The sequence below is a fragment of the Vibrio sp. Y20_XG_PY13 genome, from assembly GCF_024181925.1.
Classification (GTDB): domain Bacteria; phylum Pseudomonadota; class Gammaproteobacteria; order Enterobacterales; family Vibrionaceae; genus Vibrio; species Vibrio parahaemolyticus.
In genome coordinates this window covers 708,524-726,179 of the sequence record NZ_JAMZAL010000001.1, presented here as the reverse complement: position 1 = coordinate 726,179, position 17,656 = coordinate 708,524, and the positions used below count along the sequence as shown (strand labels likewise).

The following is a 17,656-nucleotide window of genomic DNA, read 5'->3' as shown; positions in this document are numbered from 1 at the left end:
TGAATTACCTTTCTGGTGGTAGTGCCCTTGCCGCCTGCAACACATGCAAAATAATGCGCTGCTTATCCTTTTCTACTCGGTGTGCCGGAGCCATAACCGAAACTGCGCCAACCAGCTTACTTCCTTTCATGACTGGCGCACTGATACCAGAAACACCAGGGTCAATCTCGGAGGTACTTACGGCATAGCCGTTCTTTCGGATTGTGGCGAGCTCTTTTTCCCATTCGTCTAAGCGATGATCTTGGCTAAAGTAACGTAAGATCTTTTCGCAACGACTTTGAGGCATAAAAGCCAGCATCACTTTAGATGAGGCGCCACGAAGCAGGGGTTGACTTTGACCCTGGACGAAGCTGCATCGTAGCGCCTGCATACTTTCTTTTTGTCTGACACAAAGCGCTCGATAACCCGATGGCACCATGTACGCCGCCATTTCCCCCGTTTGCTGCACCAAGCGCGCCAAGATGGTTTCAACCATATCAAGGCCGTGCTGAGCGGTTTCATAGCTGTGCATCAACAGTAAGGCTGCTGGTCCAACAACAAACGTCTTGTCGTGCACACTTTCTTCAATCAAGTTCCATTCTTTCAGCAGTTTTAGATGTCGATACAAACTGCTTAATGGAACGTTCAATTGTTCGCTGAGTGTTTTCGCAGAGACTGGGAATTGGCTTACCGCAACTTGCATTAATAATTGCAGTGCCTTTTCGTTTACCTGATTAGCGTTGGCTTTGTTTAATGTCATAAGAGAGTTGTAACGTGTTAAAAGATATAGGACAAATATAATTCTTAATCACTGAGAAAAGAAAAATAATTTTTATGAGTAATTCTCACTTAATGAGAAAATGGTAGTGAGCGGTTAAATATTGAAGAAAACTTGAAAAGTGGATGTCTCACCTTTGAGTCTCGTGCCACTAAACTGGAACTTAAACAATTAAGATTTTGTTTTATTTGCGAGAGTAGGAGGTGTCTCGCATACTCAATAAATCTAATGAATAATATTGTAAACGTGAGTTGCTGGTGGGTATCGTTTTCTCGATACCATCTGAGTCAATCGGTTTATAAAAGGTCGCTTTTATATGCTGAATAAAATGCTTCTTAAGAAAGCTGCTATCTTTTTTCTGCCACTTCCTTTGGTATTTGCGGAGGTTTTGTATTTGGCACACGAGAGTGTGCAAAGTAACCTCGATCACTTGCTCGAAAAGAACATACAAATCGCGGATGAAATTCTCTTTCAAATTGAGACTGAAAACCGAACTGCGCTTATTCATCCAGAACGGTGTGAGCAGTTGCAGCAAAACCTGATGTTTGAGCGAGACATCGATGAAATGCTCATTGTCAAAGGCGATGAGATCATTTGTTCATCGAAGCTTGGACACTTATCCAAACCGCTTTCTGAATACTTAACCTTCACGCCCAATCATGCCTTAACCTTCGGCCAGATAAACGGCCTAGATGAGCCATTACTGCTAGTGGTGACACAAGGGCAGCAGACATATAAAGCCATCACCATCATTGATAGAGACTACTTTGGCGCGACAATTGGATTTAACAACGATTTACGCCTCAAGCGGTCAGCTTTGTTTATTCATGACGATGTGGTGCCCGCTGGCGCATCCAGAAAAGGTACAAACCCGATTGCTTTTAATGAATCTAAGGTGTTTGAATACCAAGCACTCGCTGAAGCTAGCGACTTGTTTGTTGAGCAAAAATTGATTTCTTACATCATCTATTCTGTGCCTATTATCGCGATGATTTATCTTTGCCTATACGCGTTAAACAAGTTTGTCGATCCGCAAAGAAACCTTCTTGCAGAACTAAAAAAAGCCCTGAAAAAAAACGAGTTAACCTTGTATTACCAGCCTCAAATTGATGTTGAAAGCGGATGCGTGTTTGGTTACGAAGCGCTGATACGCTGGGAGCATCAACAAAAAGGTTTTATTGCTCCAGATGAATTTGTTCCTGCGGCAGAACAGAACGGGTTAGTATCGTTGCTGACCGACTACGTTTTAGAAAAAGCTGCGGACGATTTCTCCAAACTGACGTTTACTCATCCGGTGCATCTTGGTGTCAATGTGCCTCCTGGTTACCTTGTCGGTTCTCATGTAATAAGAAAACTACAACTCATCCACAGAAAGCTAAGTGAGAACAATGTGTCGCTCGGCATCGAAATTACGGAGCGTCAGTTGATCAATGGGGAAGCAAGGAAGCATATTGCAGCGTTGCGTGTGCACGGAATTGATGTACTGATCGACGACTTTGGAACTGGGCAAACGTCGTTAGCATTTTTGCAGCACATGAAAATTGATTATTTGAAGATCGACAAGTGTTTTGTTGAAACCATAGGCATTCAAAGTGTGAGTGCATCCGTATTGAATGCCATCGTTCATTTTGCGGACGAGCTGCAAGTGAAGTTGATCGCCGAAGGCGTCGAAACGCCGGCGCAAGCAGAGCATTTGAAAAATATGGGAGTGCAATACCATCAAGGCTACCTGTATTCCAAACCTTTATCATATTCCCTGCTTGCGCAGCAGCCGATTTCCTAGCTCTTGTTACGCATTACCAGTGATGAATTTGAGCGCGATAACACTGCGCTTCGTCATCGAAGACAAACTCAAATTCGTTTTTGATGCTCTCAAGGCTGTCTTCTTGGTAATGGGAGACGTAAAGCAATTGGCTGAGATTTTCACGTGCAATCAGTTCCAACGTGTTTTTTACCAAGCGTCGTCCTAAAAAGTCGAGACCTTGATAAGGCTCATCCAAAATGAGTAGCGTTGGCTGCTTCACTATAGCGCGCGCGATCAACAGCAAACGTTGCTGACCGTATTCCAACTGTTTGAAAGACGTCTTTTCGTAGTGACGCATGTGTAAGATATCAAGCCACTCTTTAGCTACGTCAATCTCTTTACGCGAAGGCTGATTATACAAGCCAATCGAGTCGTAGAACCCAGACAGAATGACCTCTAACGCGCTGCAATTCACTCGGTATTGAAGATGCAGCGCAGAGGAGACCATGCCAATATGCTGTTTTATCTCCCAGATGCTTTCGCCAGAGCCTCGTTTCTTGCCGAAGATGTGGATGTCGTTACTGTAGCATTGTGGATGATCGCCAAATATCAGCCCCAATAACGTACTTTTACCACAGCCGTTTGGCCCTTTAACTTGCCAGTGTTGTCCTTTATCTATGCGCCAATTCAGGTCAGTGAAAATACGTTTTTCAGTGTATTCAACTTGGCCATTTTTTAGTTCGAAAATAGGATCATCGAAGTGCGTAGAGTGTTGGTGACGTCGTATCAACCCCATCATCTCTTCGCTTTGTTTTTGGGATTGTGACTTGATTTGTTCGATTATCGGGTGGTTGTCCCAACTCTCTTTATTCATTGTGCTGTCAAGACTGCCGGCATTAAATAGCGCCACATGATCTATCCATTCTGGCATGTCGGACTCGCGAGAAAACGTAATCAACATCTGGACGGATTGCGAAAGCGAGTGCAAATAGGTTGCGAGTGAAGCGCGGTGGGCAACATCTAGACCGACAAAAGGATTATCCAGAAGCACAAGGTCAGGTTGGGTTGCCAACGCTCTAGCGAGCATGACTCGTCTGGTCTCGCCAGTCGATAAAACACGAAAACCGCTCTGTTTTAAATGGTGAAGGTCGAGCTCTTGAAGCAGTCTTTCCGTCGTTGCTGCATCTTGGCAGCACTCAAAAATCAAAGCATAAACGGTACTGCCTTGGTCGATACGATCGAGAAAATCGGTGTCGTCCTTTTCTAGCTCACGTTCAAGTAGTCGTTGTTGCTCTGAAAGCGATACTTGCGCGACTTTCAATTCACCAAGATCCAAAGTCCCTTGTGTGGGTTTCAGTTCGCCACAAAGCAGATCGCCTAGCAGGGAGCCGATGTCGCCTTCTGCACTGAAGATGCCCCAAGAGTCATTGTTATCGATTGTCCATTCATCAATGGAAAGTGTGGTGATATGTCCTTGTACAGCAAGCTGACTAAAGCGAATAGCCATTGTGTTTGTCTTCCTTGTTATTGTTGTATTGGACTAGTTATAACAACTAACCAAGGGCCTAAGGAAGGGGATGTCAGTATTAATTTTAACCAAAGCAAAGATTGTTACGACCAGAAACGAAAGACTTATGTAACGAATCTTCTGTTGAATAAGTCGCGGTAATATTTCCATATAGTCATCATTATGCGTATGGATATTATGCTGCTACACTCATATGTGGCACTTATTTATTAAATGTAAGGATGCATGTATATGAGTGAAAAGGAATACGATTATCCTGCGAGCTACAGTCTCGTTTCCATAACCGACCCATCAAGTTACATCAAATATGCCAGTGCGCATTTTAATGAAGTTGCTGGCTTTGAAGAAGGAGAGTTGATAGGAAAACCACATAACGTTGTTCGCCATCCAGATATGCCTAAACAGGCGTTTAAAGACCTCTGGTCTCATCTCAAAGCTGGGAAACATTGGATGGGAATGGTGAAAAACAGACGAAAAAATGGAGGGTATTACTGGGTGGATGCGTTTGCATCGCCAATCAAATACAACGGTGAAATTGTTGAATACCAATCTGTCCGTTTTAAACCAGAACGTATTTATGTCAAACGCGCAGAGAAAGCTTACGCGAAACTGCGAAATGATAAAAAACCGCTTCAACTTTACCTACCTCGAACACGTCTTTGGATGAGAGCTGCCTTTTTCCTTTTTATTTCGAACTTTTTGGGCTTGTTACTTCTAGAGATGAATCAATCACCAATGGTGGCTTTCAGCGCAGCAGCGTTACTTTCGGCATTATCCATTTACATGTTGACCAGACCAATTGAGAAGCTGGCTAAACAAGCAAGACAGGATTTCAATAACCCGCTGATGGAATACATACACTGCGGGAAAGTGAATGATCTTGCAGAAATCGAACTGGCTATGAAAATGAGGAAGCAGTTCGCGAACGCCTTGTTAGGTAGAGTAGGAGTTTCGGTAAAAGATTCCTGTGAAGAGACGAAAACGAATGCCGATAGCGCGGCGGATAACAGTGAGCGCGTTACTGAAAACCTAAGCGCGCAAAAAATCGAAATTGATTCTGTTGCAACCGCAGTGAATGAGATGCAAGCGTCGTCTTCCGAGATATCTCATAATGCTCAAGCAACCGCAGATGCAACGCTGAAAGCGCAAAACACCATGACCGATAGCCGCAATGTTATCGATAACGTTAACCATTCCGTTCTCGATCTTGTTGGCGAGTTGGGTGAGATTTCGAAAGTGGTGATGCGTTTGAATCAACAAACGGATCAAATAGGGACGGTTATTGAGGTGATTAATGGAATTGCCGAACAAACCAATCTTCTGGCATTGAATGCTGCGATAGAAGCGGCAAGGGCAGGCGAGCAAGGTCGTGGTTTTGCGGTAGTCGCGGATGAAGTGAGAACGCTTGCCAAACGAACTCAAGAGTCCACAACAGAGATCAAATCTGCGATTGAGAGCATTCAACATGGCAGTAAGTCTGCGGTTTCTGCGTTGGAGAAAGGCGACGAGATGTCTACAGGGACGGTCACTTTGCTTGGAACGGCGCTTGAGAGCATTCAGCAACTAGAGTCGTTGATCCAAGATGTTGTAGAAAGAAATCAACAGATAGCCGTCGCCATCGAAGAGCAGGTCTACGTCACGGATGAAATCAATGAGAACATCCAATCGCTCAATTTGAAATACAGCGAGTCGTATGATCTGATGACAGAAACCAACCAGATGAACAGCAGAGTGCAAAACTGTACGAATGAACTCTCTGACATGATAAAAAAATTCGCATAAGCAGCGGAAGTAAATGGCTTAGTGCTTCTCTAAATAAAGCATAGGGTAGGAGCAAATATGGTTACGCAAAATGCCAACTTTTCCCCGGAGCAACCAAAAAATGAAAAAGACGAGCAACAGAATGTAGCAATAGTTGAATTCAATAGCAGTGTGCTCAGCAGGCAATCGACAGATTTTTTGACTCATGAAGAGTTAAAAATGTTGGAAGCCGTGATAGGTATCGCTTTTTAGCTTTTCTCATTAATCAGTTGTATTAAAGCAATGAAAGTGAAAAGAAAGCCGTTGATGAACAACGGCTTTTTTGTCAATAAAATCTGTTGAAAAGTAGGGAGGAATCAATTGATTAAATGATACGTTGTTGACCTTCTAATACTCTAGATTTTATCAACGCTCGCATCGCTCCATGCCTTTTACAGTTCACTTTTCGTTGGTGGTATGCGATTTGATATTGAATAAAGCAAGCGCCAAAAGGGGAAGTAAAATGCTTAATATTAAAGGTTTTTCCCCATTTCTTTGCCAAAGATAGCGGAATGACTCCGATGCAGTCGCTTTGAGCTACGTGGGTGAGAATACCCAAATAGTTAGATGCGATAGAATCGATATTGTTTGATTTGACGATCAAGCCCAAATGTTTTTCAAACTCAGTATCAAAACTCCATTTACTGGCAAGTACGCAATGTTTTTCGTCGCTTAACATCTCGGTGGAGATGTGATCGTCAATCCTTGGATGACCGTTTCGACATATAACAACACAAGGCTCTCGACAAACATCTTCCACTATAATTGACGCTTCTCTGCTTTCAATATCCCCCAGTAGTAAATCCGCTTCATTGCTGTAAAGCAGAGAGAATAAATGGTTTTCACTTAATGTTGACTCATGAAAAAAGACATTTTCAAGCTTGGATAGCTGAGCCGGATAGATATTTGAACAGTACACATTGTAGGGAGTAGGTTGGGTGATCACGCTATCGATTACACTCAGCGCTTGTTGTAGTTGAGGTAGCCATTTCTGGGCCGTGCTGGTTAGCTCAATATTTCGCCCTCGTTTCGTAAATAACTTTGTGTTTGTTGTGCGCTCTAGCCGTTTAATGGAAGCACTTATCGCTGGCTGAGTTACACCTAATTTATCCGCCGCTTTCGTATAAGAAAGGCACTCGGTCACCACAATAAATGTATTGATTAAGTTTAGGTCAATGGCTTTGGACATCTTGAACTCGAGTAATGAATTGTTGGGGAAATCAACGGGAGTGCGAAGTGACTCCTGAGCCACTATTAACATAATGACTCAGGAGATTTATCGCTATTGAACGATAGAGGTTGTGACTTGTTCAATTTTTTGATTGAACTCGAATGGTGCTTGGTAGTCTTTACTCACCGCGCCACCTTCATCTTCACCAATACCCACGCCATCGTCGAGCGAGAACAAGCGGCTGTTTGTGTTAGGGATAAGTTTCTTCTCAACAAGCTTATCGTTCACGTAGAGATAAACGTTACCGCCTTTACCTCTGCCAGCTGCGTTACCTTTACCACCTTGGCCGTTCTCGTCGTAACGGAATGCCACTTTAATCTCGTTCTTGCCTTCTTTTAGTTTAGAACCAGAGACTTTAGTGTACTCGTAGGTTAACCAGTTATATTCGAAGGTTGGGACGCCATTTTTCACATATAACGTCCAACCACCGAAGTTACCGCCTTGCGCGATAATCACACCGTTAGTCTTTGACGCATTGTCTGTTGAAATGTCCGCAACAATATCAAACGATTTATTTTTGATATTTAAGAAGGAGTTTTCAGGGATGCCTCTTGCGCCTTCATAAAGCGTTAGGCTCTTCTTACCAAACAGAGCATCAGGTCGGCCCGCAATTTCTGCGTTCACACGTTCCATTGTGCGATCATCGATAGGGTAGACATGGTTTTTCTCTGCTTCTTTATCGAATAACTTCTTCAGCTCCTCAAGCTTTTGAGGGTTAGATTTTGCTAAGTCGTTGGCTAAAGAGAAATCTTTCGTTGTGTCGTACAATTCCCATTTATCATCTTGTAGGTCTCTAAACTTAGTTGACCCCTCAGTTAAAGCCCAGTGAGTAACACGCGCTAGCCATCCTTCGTGATAGATGGCACGGTTACCTCCCAGTTCGAAATATTGAGGTTTGTGTCGTGTTTGTGCTTTTGTTTCCTTAAATGTATTAGTGAAGCTCACGCCTGCCATCGGGATTTGCTCAACACCATCGACTTCTTTTGGAACTGGTAAATTAGCGGCTTCTAGTACTGTCGGAGCAATATCTACAACATGAGACCATTGATCGCGCAAAGGCTGGCCTTTGTTATCGATTCCCGCAGGCCAACTCACGACCATACCATTTCGAGTGCCACCAAAGTCTGAAGACATTCCCTTTGTCCAAGTAAATGGAGAGTCACCCGCTACGGCCCAGCCTGAAGCGTAGTGTGGGAAGCTATCTGGCCCGCCTAGCTTATCGATGTTTTCTAGCACGCGGTTAGGTTCTTCCGTGATGAGGTTATAGAACGCTAGTGAGTTGAAGCTACCGTTACGGTTGCCTTCTGCGCTCGCACCGTTATCGCCGACAATGTAGAAGATTAAGGTATTATCGAATTCACCATTTTTCTTGAGTGTGTCGATGACTCGACCGATCTCATGGTCAGTGTGTGCTAAGAAGCCTGCATAAACTTCCATTTGGCGTTCGAAGACACGTTTTTCATCAGATGAGAGAGAATCCCAACGAGGCACAAAGTCTGGCATTGGTGGCAAAACCGTATCTTGTGGAATAATGCCTAACTTCTTCTGACGTTCAAACGACTCTTGTCTTAGTTTGTCCCAGCCCATTGAGAACTTGCCTTTGAACTTATCAATCCATTCTCTTGGGGCCTGATGAGGGGCGTGTGCGGCACCCGTAGCGTAGTAAGCGAAGAACGGTTGGTCAGCATTATAGCTGTGCTGCAGGTTCAACCATTCAATAGTTTGGTCGGTCATATCTGCTGTGAAGTGATAGTTCTTTTTACGCGGCGTTTTAATGCGCGTATTACCGTCAATCAACACTGGTTGGAACTGGTCGGTTTCACCACCGAAGAAGCCGTAGAATTTGTCGAAACCCACTTCAGAAGGCCAAAGCGTTTGGTTACCTGCGGGCCCTGTCTCCCAAGCTGGAATTTCGTGGTTTTTACCAAACATTGCCGTGCTGTAACCGTTATATTTCAAAATTTTTGGTAGGGCAGCGATGTAGTTTGGTCGAACGCTTGTATTGCCAGGGAAGGCCGTCGATGTTTCGGCAATTGAACCCATATTATTTTGGTGATGATTGCGGCCAGTAAGTAAGGCAGTTCGAGTTGCAGAGCTTACGCCGGTTGTATGGAATTGGTTATAGATAAGACCTTGTTTAGCCAACGCATCAAGTGTCGGCATATCAACTGCACCACCAAAAAGGGATGACTGACTAAAACCGACGTCATCTAACAAGATAACAAGCACGTTAGGTGCATCTTTTGGTGCCGCTATTCGGCGAGTTGGCTCGGGGCGCTGAACATCTCGCACGTCGAGTTGAGTGTAAGTTTGGGGCTCAATGTCAGGAATTGGGAGCTTTGTTCTGTCTACCGTTCCTGCCGCAACCAAACACGGAGCGAGCGCTCCGGTGATGGTCACCGTTGTTTTCAAAATATCCATTTAATTGATTACCTTTTATTAGAGGGTGTTAGGATTAAAGGGCCGTCTAATGCTTGCATGACATAGCTTGCTGGATAGCCATGAGCTAAGAGCGTCGTCATTGCTTGCAAATACTTTTCTACTGAGCTGAAAAAATAGAAATAACCATCACAAAGGACGTTTTCATGCTCTCCAGTGTCGGAGAGATAGCGATGTTTTGGGCAGCCGCCGTTGCAGAGAGACAAGAACTGGCATTGTTTACATCGCACAGATAAGCGGGATTCTTTATTGAACTGAAGTTCGTGATTCAGCGACATCTCGTGCAACGATGTTTCGAATACATTGCCGAGTTTCGACTCCGGGTAGGCGACATGGTCACAGAAATAAACGTCGCCATTTGCTTCAACGGCATAAGACGAGCCGCATTTTTTTGCATGAATACAGTTTGGAGAGGGGTTGCCAAGGTATTGTGTTAATGCCTGTTCGAAGTTCGAAATGAAGACTTTTCCCACATCTTGAGAAACCCAAAGATGAAATACGTCGGTGAGAAAACGTCCGTATTCTTTGGCATCAACAGACCAGGCGATAGGTTCGTATTTCTGAGGATCTGTATGGCGTTTGTCTGTCGAGAAAATCAGATTGCTACCAAAGTGCTGGCCACGAGCTTGCTCTGTTTGTGACGGGGAAGATTCGACAAGAGGTGAGAACTGAATATGTTTCACCTTATTCTTTCGGAAAAATGAATAGATAGCCTCAGCATGTTTGCAATACTCTTTGGTCACACATGCCAAAACGTTGTATTCAACGTTCATTTTTTGTAGAAGCTTTAATGCAGAAAAGCTTTCTTTAAAAGCACTTTTTCCTTGTTTGGTTCGGTATTTTTCTTGAAGCCACTCAGGCCCATCTAAACTTAATCCAACCAAGAAGTTATTTTCTCGAAAGAATCGGCACCAATCACTGTTTAATTTAGAGCCATTGGTTTGAATTGTGTTCTTTATTAATTTTCCGTTAGCGTATTGCTTTTGAAACTCAACAGCCTTTTCAAAAAAATCAATGCCTATCAATGTAGGTTCTCCACCGTGCCATGCGAACTCGACAATAGGCGTATCTTGGCTAGAAATATAATTTTTAATATAAGTCTCTAGCGTTTCTATATTCATTGATTTTTTAGATTTTAAGAGCAGGTCCTTCTCTAAATAAAAACAATATTGACAATCATAGTTGCATTTTGAGCCAACAACTTTCACTGTAGTATGTAAACCAGCCATAAGGAATTCTTCTACTCCAACCAAGATGGAACTAGTTTAATTAATATGTTCTTGTCCACAATTGATAATAGTGATACTTGATACTTATCAAAATTGATATTATGTTTTTAGGGAGCGTTGTGAGAGAGTTTAGACATGATATTTAACTATAACTTACTGAAACCGTTGGCGTTACTTTTGGAAACAAAAAGTATCACAGCAACAGCAAACCAAATGTCGACAAGTGCTTCTGCGGTGAGCCGAACTCTAAGAAGCTTAAGGGAAATATTTCAGGATGAATTACTTACCAGAAAAAACGGCAGGATGGAGCTAACGCCAAAAGCAATCTCCATACGTGCCAAACTCAATAATATTATTCATGATATTGATGAATTAACTGAGGATATGTCTTTTGATCCATCGACATCAGATATAAAAATCAATATAGCGATGAATAGTTACATCGCATATTGGCTAGCCCCAGAAATAATTCAATACTTTTCAGAGAACGCGCCGAATATAGAATTAACCATTGAAGATTGGAATGAGTTAACGCCAGATCGAATTAATAATCATCTCGTTCATTTTGGAATTCATTATTTTCCATTAAATTTAAATAAAAACTTAGTCCAAAGAAAAGTCGGAAAAGATATGTCGGTTATGGTCTGTAGAAAAGATCATCCAATTAATAACGAGTCAATATCCTTGGAGGCAATCGCGTCTTATCCTCTGGCTATCCACTTGCAAAAGCATTGGAATGAGCGGCAAGATAAACTCTCAAGATTGCTGTTAAGTCACGGTATCGATTTCAAAGTAAAACTTAAAACGACGCATATCAATGTCATTATCAATGCCGTTGAGACGACAGACTTATTGTTTCCTTGTTCAATCTATATAGCAGAACAGTTGGGTGAAAAATTTAGCTACATTACTTCGAGCGATGAGGTGTTTCTGCCGCTGCAAGAAAAAGAGTTTGGCTTTATATACGACAAGGCCTACAAAAACGATCCTATGATTGTGTGGTTACACAGTACCATTTCTAAGCTGATGAATGACTTTCTAGATGTGTATAACAAGAAGTTTGACAGTAGATACGAAAAAAGCCGTTGATTATCAACGGCTTTTTTCTAAATGTGGCGGAGAGATAGGGATTTGAACCCTAGATACGCTATTAACGTATGCCGGTTTTCAAGACCGGTGCTTTCAACCACTCAGCCATCTCTCCGTTGCGGGACGTATAATAGGGAGTGGAGTAGTCGTTGTAAAGCACTGAATTACAATTGAAGTGCCGTTTGATGATTTTCTAGACGCCGATGTAATAGTGAGCAACACTGAAAGTGAGTAAAAACAACGCGAAACGCACCTAAATGTAGAGTTTTTACTTTATCCTAGTGCTAATCAATAAAATGGTGTTTTATTGTTATCTTTATGAAAAATAACAAATTATAGGCTTTGAGGATACATGTGTTCGCCCGAAAGTGTTTGCAACAGTTTGTGAACTAATTCAAAATTAACTGGTATAGCCAGTTGTGCTTAATTTTTCTAAGGGTGTTTATGAAGGTCACAAATCTATTTAAAGACAAAGTTGATGCGATTTCTGCTCATCAATCCGAGTTTATGAATTGGATGTCTCCAACGCTACGCGATTACTGGAGTGACTTTTTGGGCAAGGCACAAAACAGCTTTTTGTTTTCTAATGTGCGCGACCATAATCAGCCTGCAGTAAATGAAGAAGTGGCTCCTCAACCTGCGCCGATTGTTCTTCAGCCAGAGGCTCAAAAACTGTATGACGAGCTAAGCGGTAAGATCGGTGAAGTGATCCATACGGGTGACTGGGTTCATGTATCTCAAGAGCGTATCAATCAATTTGGTGCGGTAACAGAAGATATGCAATGGATTCATACTGACCCAGAGCGTGCATCTGTTGAATCACCTTTTAAAACAACTATTGCGCATGGTTTCCTGACGTTGGCTCTACTGCCTAAACTGACGGACTCAGTTGATGCGGATAAACCATTATTTCCGACAGCGAAATTGGTTGTGAATCTAGGTTTGAACCAAGTGCGTTTTCCTTACCCAGTTAAAGCTGGTAACAACGTGCGTGCAGTAAGTACACTGACTAAAGTAACGCCTATCAAAAAAGGTTTAGAGATCGAGCGTGAAATCAAAGTGGAAATTGAAGGTGTAAGACGCCCAGGTGCGGTAGTGGTATCTGTGATTCAATTGCACTTCTAAAAACATATTCGAATCAATAAAAAAGAGAGCATTTCAATGCTCTCTTTTTTGTTTTTACTGGTTAAAGTTTTTAACCGGTATGTACCCGTAGTCAGCAATGGTTTTTTGTCCCGCTTCCGATTTTAGGAACGCGACAAAGTCTTTGCCTGCTTGATCTAGCGAGTCGACTTTGTAAAGCACCAAAAATGGTCGAGCCAGCTTGTATTTGTGATTTGCGATGTTCGCTGCTGTTGGTTCAATCCCGTTAAACTGAATCGCCTTCACAGAAAGGTCTACAGACCCCACCGAAATAAAACCAATCGCACGTGTGTTATGGTTCACAATGGTTTTAACCATGCTGTTGCTATTTACAACTAAGTTGTTTGGGCTGATATCAGAAACCAGACGGTCGTTAATGATTTTGGTGAGACCCAACAAACTCTCAAAGCTGTAGCGCGAGCCAGAAGATGCTTCTCGCGTGACAACTGCTATCGGTTGATCCGCGCCGCCGACTTCTTTCCAGTTTTTGATTTCGCCTTTGTAGATGTCAAACAGTTGTTGTGCTGAAAGGTTAGTCACAGAGTTTGTACGGTTCACAACAACGGCAAGGCCATCGTAAGCAATTGGAAACACATTCAAGTCTTCGCCTTTTTCGCTTTCTGTCAGATAGCGAGAGCTCATACCAAGTTTCACGACACCTTTGTTCACCATGGTGATCCCCGCACTAGAACCAATGCCCTGTACAGCGATGTAATTATCTGGATGTGTCTTATTGTATTCTTCGGCGAGTACGTCCATCACGCGAGCAACGGAAGTTGAACCTGAAATGTTGACTTCTTTCGCCATAGCAGAAGGAAGGGAGACAGCCATGGCTAGTAAAGTTGCCACAGTAAAACGTAACATATTTAAACTCCATATACGGTATAAAGCAGCGCTTATGATATTGCGTTCAGGTTACACTTTTGTGAATCAGAAAAGATTGTTCGAATGTGAAACAGCAGCGTGTTTATCACGTTATTTGAGCAAAGTGGTGATGTACGTAGTGTTTCCTTGGAGGGTGAGATGGTAATCTCTGAGAAGTCTGTAAACGGAACGTTGGTGAAGTCAGCCTTAAATGGCGCTTGGGTGTATACTAAAAACTACCTATCAGGAGAACGTCATGTCTGTTTCTCAAATGGCAACCAGCCGCTTATATAAACTGGTTCAGATTCTTTGTTCGGCGCGCAATGCTAATTTGCCGGTAGAGCAAGGAAAATGTCTTTATGAGCCAATTGAAAACGGCGTTGAACTTCACCATGCGCATTTCTTGCTAGATTCACAACACAGTGAATACACCTCGCCAATTGCAAAAATTCTATTTGATTCTCAGACTCAGCTTTGGCGCTTTTATGTTCCTGCCTCTCGCTCAGAAGAGATTCGATGGATTCCTTACAAAAAGTTGCCGCATAGTCACACGCTTGAAGATCTCTTTGCCGAACTTGAAAGCGATCCTCAAGCGTGTTTTTGGGAGTAGGGGATTAACCTCTTACTACCTGATTACGAAAGTCTTTTGGGGTAATGTTGTAAATGGATTTAAATGCGGTACTAAAGTGAGCAGCGCTCTTAAATCCAGATTCAAATGCGATTTCTGTTATCGATTTTTGTGAAACGCGCAGTTGTGTTGCCGCGTAGTTAATACGTTTCACTTTTAATATCTGAGAAAAAGAAAGGTTTTCGGCTGCAAGGCGGCGTTTTAACGTCGCAATAGACATGCTCATGTGCGCCGCTAGGCCTTCTAACGTTATATCCTTCTCAATGTTCTTTTCGATGTACTTAATGGCCTTTTGAGACGCTGTTAGGCTGCTTGCATCGTCAATGATCGAAAGAATGTCTGGCTGAACTTCCACCATAAGAGAAAGTAGCGCCATTGCGATGTGGCTCTGAGTGTAATCAGGTGCATTACGACTGGCTAAAGCCAATAACGTATTCTTAAGCTGTGTGATTTCTGAATTGGATTCTGGCGAGAAAGGGTAGAAGCGTCGGTGTTCTGCTTCTGAATGCAATCCAGGGTGTGCTTTCTTAAACTCGCAAAATAGGCTGATGTCAAAGACTAGCGCGACAGCTTTAAAGCCATTCTCGCCAGGTATGGCTTCTGCACTTCTTAAGTCAGAAGAGTTGTATAGGGTAAAGTCGCCAGCTTGTAGTTCAAATTGTTCGCCATTTGGCTGGTGGACGACCAATGCGCCTTCTTCTACGACATATAAGCCGTTATGGGTGGCGGTGTAACGTTCACTTTTGCGAGCAGTGAAGTGGTTAAAGCGAATGATCTCAATGTTCGGCATATTCGTTCTTATCGTTTTCCATGACAAATAAAAAAGGCGCTCATTTGAGCGCCTTTAAACTTCATTCGGTATTATTCTTCACTTACAGTTTGTTCTGTTTGTGCTGCTGGTTGATCAGCAAATACCTGTGTTGGCTTTGCAACTAAACTGCGGTTTTCTTGGTTAACGTCCGCAAGAACGATTTCCAATGTGTCACCCAGCTTATACACCACCTCTTTATCGATAGAGATTGTGCCGTTGTCGCCATTGCACTCAATTCGTTCTTTATTATTAAGAATCAGGGCACCAGGAATAAAGGCTGCTGCACCATTTTCGAGAAGTCGAACACGTGCACCAGCACGATTAATATCGAAAATCTCACCTGTGAAACAAGTTTGCTTGCTTGGTTCATCCGCAAGAGTGCGTGCGTATAGCCAATCAGACACGTTACGCTCTGCAATTTTGTGGTGCTTACGGTGCAGTGCCAGTTCTTCACCCACTTGATCGTCAGGTTTTTGTACTGGTTCTTTATCTAGAATCACCGCTTTTAGCATACGGTGGTTGATCATATCGCCGTATTTACGAATTGGGGATGTCCAAGTCGCATAAATGTCTAGACCCATCGCATAATGAGGAAGAGGTTGGTTACCCACTTCACTGTATGCTTGGAACTTACGAATGCGGTTGTCTAGGTAAGATGTCTCTTGAACCGCTAACCAACGACGTAGAGCCGCAAAGCCTTCAAGCGTTGCAATCGATTCTGCTGTGAATTCTAGCGTACCCTCAGGGTTAACGAGTTGCACAACTTCTTCGATTTTCTCTGGTTTCAAACCTGCGTGAGTGTTGAATACGCCAGTTTCAAATTTTTCACGCAGTGTACGGCCTGCACAGATGTTCGCTGTGATCATCGATTCTTCAACAAGACGGTTTGCACTGCGGCGCATATCAGCGTGAATAGCGATAACGTCATTGTCTTCACTTAGCTCAAAACGGTAGTCAGGACGGTCTGGGAATACGACTGCGTTTTTCTCACGCCATTCTGCGCGAGCTAGAGAAAACTCGTATAGATCACGTACGATAGTTGCGATTTCTTCTGAAGGTTGCCATGCGTCAGAGTTGCCGTTTTCTAGCCAATCAGAAACGTGATCGTATGCTAGGCGCGCGTGTGACTTGATGTTTGCAGCGAAGAATTTGATATCGTCACCAATCACACCGTCTTTGCTGACTGTTACGGTGCAGCAGATTGCTGGGCGGATTTCGCCTTCAATTAGAGAGCATAGGTTGTCCGCTAGGTCGCGAGGTAACATCGGGATGTTACGGCCTGGTAGATAAATGGTGTAACCACGTTCACGCGCGACTTTATCCATTTCGTCTTCAGGTGTGATGTAAGCAGTTGGGTCAGCTATCGCGATAGTTAACTCAAAATCACCAGATTCTGTTTTCTTCGCGTACAACGCGTCGTCCATATCTTTGGTTGATTCACCATCGATTGTGACGAAAGGAACATGAGTCATGTCGATGCGCTCTAGATCGGCGTCATCTTTTAATTCCCAGTTCTCAATGCCAGCAGGTTCTGAGTTTGGTAGATCGTTTTGCGCTAGCGTTACCCACCACGGTGCGATTTTGTCGTCAGCGTCAGTGATTTTCTCTGAAATTTCAACGAAGAACGTGTTGTCGCCTTTTAGCGGGTGACGAACAAGATGTGCTACAACCCAATCACCTTCCGCGAAGTTGTCAGGCTTTAAACCTTTCTTTAGTTTCGCTTTTAGAGACAATTTCTTTAGTTGAGGATGGTCAGGCACGACATTTAGCTTGCCTTTGAACATCTTTACTCGACCGATAAAGCGAGTAAGAGATTGTTCGATCAGCTCTTGTGGTTCTGCGACTTCACGTTCATTTTCAGTACGGATGATGGCCACGACTTTGTCGCCGTGAATGCACTTTTTCATGTACGCTGGTGGGATGAAGAAGCTGGTCTTGCTGTCCACTTCCAGGAAACCAAAGCCTTTATCTGTTGCTTTGATTGAACCTTCTTTTTTAGGCAGGTTTTCTTGGATTTGCTGCTTAAGCTGGGCTAATAGCGGGTTATCTTGAAACATCTTTTCTTAACTTACCAATGGAGTTGGCCACACTATAATCATTGCGGGCTATTATTACTACCTAAAGCACACAAATTCGCTGTGAATTATTGAGGAATTAAACAGCTCAACGGTGCTTTTCTCTTCGGAGAAACGGGCGGTAGGTGGATTTTTATGCGGATATTACCATTAGTGAGAATAAATTGTGATGTAATTCAATTTTTTCTAGCTTTTTTTATGCATTTAAGGAATAATCCGCCTCCCTTAGTCGTCCCTAATGGCTTATCGCGGTTGTGTACTGTGCTAACTCCTGTCTGAATGGATTTAGTAACTGGATGAATCAGTATCGAATTGGAA

14 protein-coding genes and 1 tRNA gene are annotated in these 17,656 nt (G+C 43.1%); 6 read left to right on the top strand and 9 right to left on the bottom strand.

Going from position 1 to position 17,656, the window contains the following annotated elements; genetic code table 11:
* Positions 1 to 4: 4 nt before the first annotated feature.
* Complete coding sequence (locus tag NL646_RS03150; protein ID WP_005462094.1) at positions 5 to 739, bottom strand: IclR family transcriptional regulator; 735 nt, start codon at positions 737 to 739, stop codon at positions 5 to 7.
* Positions 740 to 1,073: 334 nt separating this feature from the next.
* Here NL646_RS03150 and NL646_RS03145 point away from each other — a divergent pair, with 334 nt between their 5' ends.
* Entirely contained in the window at positions 1,074 to 2,540 is a 1,467-nt protein-coding gene (locus tag NL646_RS03145; RefSeq protein ID WP_253663836.1) for an EAL domain-containing protein, read from the top strand.
* Between the two features lie 13 nt (positions 2,541 to 2,553).
* Here NL646_RS03145 and modF read toward each other — a convergent pair whose 3' ends face one another.
* Positions 2,554 to 4,008 carry a molybdate ABC transporter ATP-binding protein ModF gene (modF, locus tag NL646_RS03140; RefSeq protein WP_253663835.1) on the bottom strand — a complete coding sequence of 485 codons (1,455 nt, stop codon included), beginning with the start codon at positions 4,006 to 4,008 and terminating at the stop codon, positions 2,554 to 2,556.
* A gap of 252 nt (positions 4,009 to 4,260) precedes the next feature.
* On the opposite strand from modF, the gene NL646_RS03135 reads away from it, so the two are divergent.
* Positions 4,261 to 5,811, top strand: coding sequence for a PAS domain-containing methyl-accepting chemotaxis protein (locus NL646_RS03135; protein WP_253663834.1), 1,551 nt, complete (start codon positions 4,261 to 4,263; stop codon positions 5,809 to 5,811).
* Positions 5,812 to 5,868: 57 nt separating this feature from the next.
* Positions 5,869 to 6,042 (top strand): hypothetical protein, encoded by a 174-nt coding sequence (locus tag NL646_RS03130; protein ID WP_020835079.1) that lies wholly within the window; start codon positions 5,869 to 5,871, stop codon positions 6,040 to 6,042.
* 112 nt (positions 6,043 to 6,154) lie between these two features.
* Here NL646_RS03130 and NL646_RS03125 read toward each other — a convergent pair whose 3' ends face one another.
* Genes NL646_RS03125 through NL646_RS03115 form a run of 3 tightly spaced genes read right to left on the bottom strand, consistent with a single transcriptional unit; the run spans position 6,155 to position 10,728 of the window.
* Complete coding sequence (locus NL646_RS03125) at positions 6,155 to 7,090, bottom strand: LysR family transcriptional regulator (RefSeq protein WP_367618097.1); 936 nt, start codon at positions 7,088 to 7,090, stop codon at positions 6,155 to 6,157.
* A 21-nt stretch (positions 7,091 to 7,111) separates the two neighbouring features.
* Entirely contained in the window at positions 7,112 to 9,481 is a 2,370-nt protein-coding gene (locus NL646_RS03120; protein ID WP_253663832.1) for an arylsulfatase, read from the bottom strand.
* 8 nt (positions 9,482 to 9,489) lie between these two features.
* Positions 9,490 to 10,728, bottom strand: coding sequence for an anaerobic sulfatase maturase (locus tag NL646_RS03115; RefSeq protein ID WP_071652716.1), 1,239 nt, complete (start codon positions 10,726 to 10,728; stop codon positions 9,490 to 9,492).
* A gap of 135 nt (positions 10,729 to 10,863) precedes the next feature.
* Between NL646_RS03115 and NL646_RS03110 the strand changes: the two genes are divergently transcribed.
* Positions 10,864 to 11,817, top strand: a complete 954-nt coding sequence (locus NL646_RS03110) for a LysR family transcriptional regulator (protein ID WP_253663831.1) — start codon at positions 10,864 to 10,866, stop codon at positions 11,815 to 11,817.
* A 24-nt stretch (positions 11,818 to 11,841) separates the two neighbouring features.
* Here the strand turns inward: NL646_RS03110 and NL646_RS03105 are convergent.
* Positions 11,842 to 11,932 (bottom strand) — tRNA-Ser (locus NL646_RS03105).
* A 329-nt stretch (positions 11,933 to 12,261) separates the two neighbouring features.
* On the opposite strand from NL646_RS03105, the gene NL646_RS03100 reads away from it, so the two are divergent.
* Positions 12,262 to 12,942, top strand: a complete 681-nt coding sequence (locus NL646_RS03100; protein ID WP_005462115.1) for a MaoC family dehydratase — start codon at positions 12,262 to 12,264, stop codon at positions 12,940 to 12,942.
* Between the two features lie 54 nt (positions 12,943 to 12,996).
* On the opposite strand, the gene NL646_RS03095 is transcribed toward NL646_RS03100, so the two are convergent.
* Positions 12,997 to 13,824 carry a phosphate ABC transporter substrate-binding protein gene (locus NL646_RS03095; RefSeq protein WP_005462121.1) on the bottom strand — a complete coding sequence of 276 codons (828 nt, stop codon included), beginning with the start codon at positions 13,822 to 13,824 and terminating at the stop codon, positions 12,997 to 12,999.
* 256 nt (positions 13,825 to 14,080) lie between these two features.
* Between NL646_RS03095 and NL646_RS03090 the strand changes: the two genes are divergently transcribed.
* The gene (locus tag NL646_RS03090) at positions 14,081 to 14,434 is read left to right on the top strand and encodes a DUF3024 domain-containing protein (protein ID WP_237462050.1); all 354 of its coding nucleotides are present in this window, start codon (positions 14,081 to 14,083) and stop codon (positions 14,432 to 14,434) included.
* A gap of 4 nt (positions 14,435 to 14,438) precedes the next feature.
* On the opposite strand, the gene NL646_RS03085 is transcribed toward NL646_RS03090, so the two are convergent.
* Both NL646_RS03085 and rnb read right to left on the bottom strand, forming a co-directional pair.
* Positions 14,439 to 15,242 (bottom strand): AraC family transcriptional regulator, encoded by an 804-nt coding sequence (locus tag NL646_RS03085; protein ID WP_017448088.1) that lies wholly within the window; start codon positions 15,240 to 15,242, stop codon positions 14,439 to 14,441.
* Between the two features lie 71 nt (positions 15,243 to 15,313).
* On the bottom strand, positions 15,314 to 17,320 hold the full coding sequence (gene rnb / locus NL646_RS03080) for an exoribonuclease II (RefSeq protein ID WP_253663830.1): 2,007 nt from the start codon (positions 17,318 to 17,320) through the stop codon (positions 15,314 to 15,316).
* Positions 17,321 to 17,656: the final 336 nt, after the last annotated feature.

Bases quoted from the DNA above. Each gene is read 5' to 3' on its own strand.
- NL646_RS03130 (WP_020835079.1), top strand. From the start codon at position 5,869: ATGGTTACGCAAAATGCCAACTTTTCCCCGGAGCAACCAAAAAATGAA.
- modF (WP_253663835.1), bottom strand. From the start codon at position 4,008: ATGGCTATTCGCTTTAGTCAGCTTGCTGTACAAGGACATATCACCACA.
- NL646_RS03090 (WP_237462050.1), top strand. From the start codon at position 14,081: ATGTCTGTTTCTCAAATGGCAACCAGCCGCTTATATAAACTGGTTCAG.
- NL646_RS03135 (WP_253663834.1), top strand. From the start codon at position 4,261: ATGAGTGAAAAGGAATACGATTATCCTGCGAGCTACAGTCTCGTTTCC.
- NL646_RS03110 (WP_253663831.1), top strand. From the start codon at position 10,864: ATGATATTTAACTATAACTTACTGAAACCGTTGGCGTTACTTTTGGAA.
- NL646_RS03095 (WP_005462121.1), bottom strand. From the start codon at position 13,824: ATGTTACGTTTTACTGTGGCAACTTTACTAGCCATGGCTGTCTCCCTT.
- NL646_RS03085 (WP_017448088.1), bottom strand. From the start codon at position 15,242: ATGCCGAACATTGAGATCATTCGCTTTAACCACTTCACTGCTCGCAAA.
- NL646_RS03120 (WP_253663832.1), bottom strand. From the start codon at position 9,481: ATGGATATTTTGAAAACAACGGTGACCATCACCGGAGCGCTCGCTCCG.
- NL646_RS03125 (WP_367618097.1), bottom strand. From the start codon at position 7,090: ATGTTAATAGTGGCTCAGGAGTCACTTCGCACTCCCGTTGATTTCCCC.
- NL646_RS03115 (WP_071652716.1), bottom strand. From the start codon at position 10,728: ATGGCTGGTTTACATACTACAGTGAAAGTTGTTGGCTCAAAATGCAAC.
- rnb (WP_253663830.1), bottom strand. From the start codon at position 17,320: ATGTTTCAAGATAACCCGCTATTAGCCCAGCTTAAGCAGCAAATCCAA.
- NL646_RS03100 (WP_005462115.1), top strand. From the start codon at position 12,262: ATGAAGGTCACAAATCTATTTAAAGACAAAGTTGATGCGATTTCTGCT.
- NL646_RS03145 (WP_253663836.1), top strand. From the start codon at position 1,074: ATGCTGAATAAAATGCTTCTTAAGAAAGCTGCTATCTTTTTTCTGCCA.
- NL646_RS03150 (WP_005462094.1), bottom strand. From the start codon at position 739: ATGACATTAAACAAAGCCAACGCTAATCAGGTAAACGAAAAGGCACTG.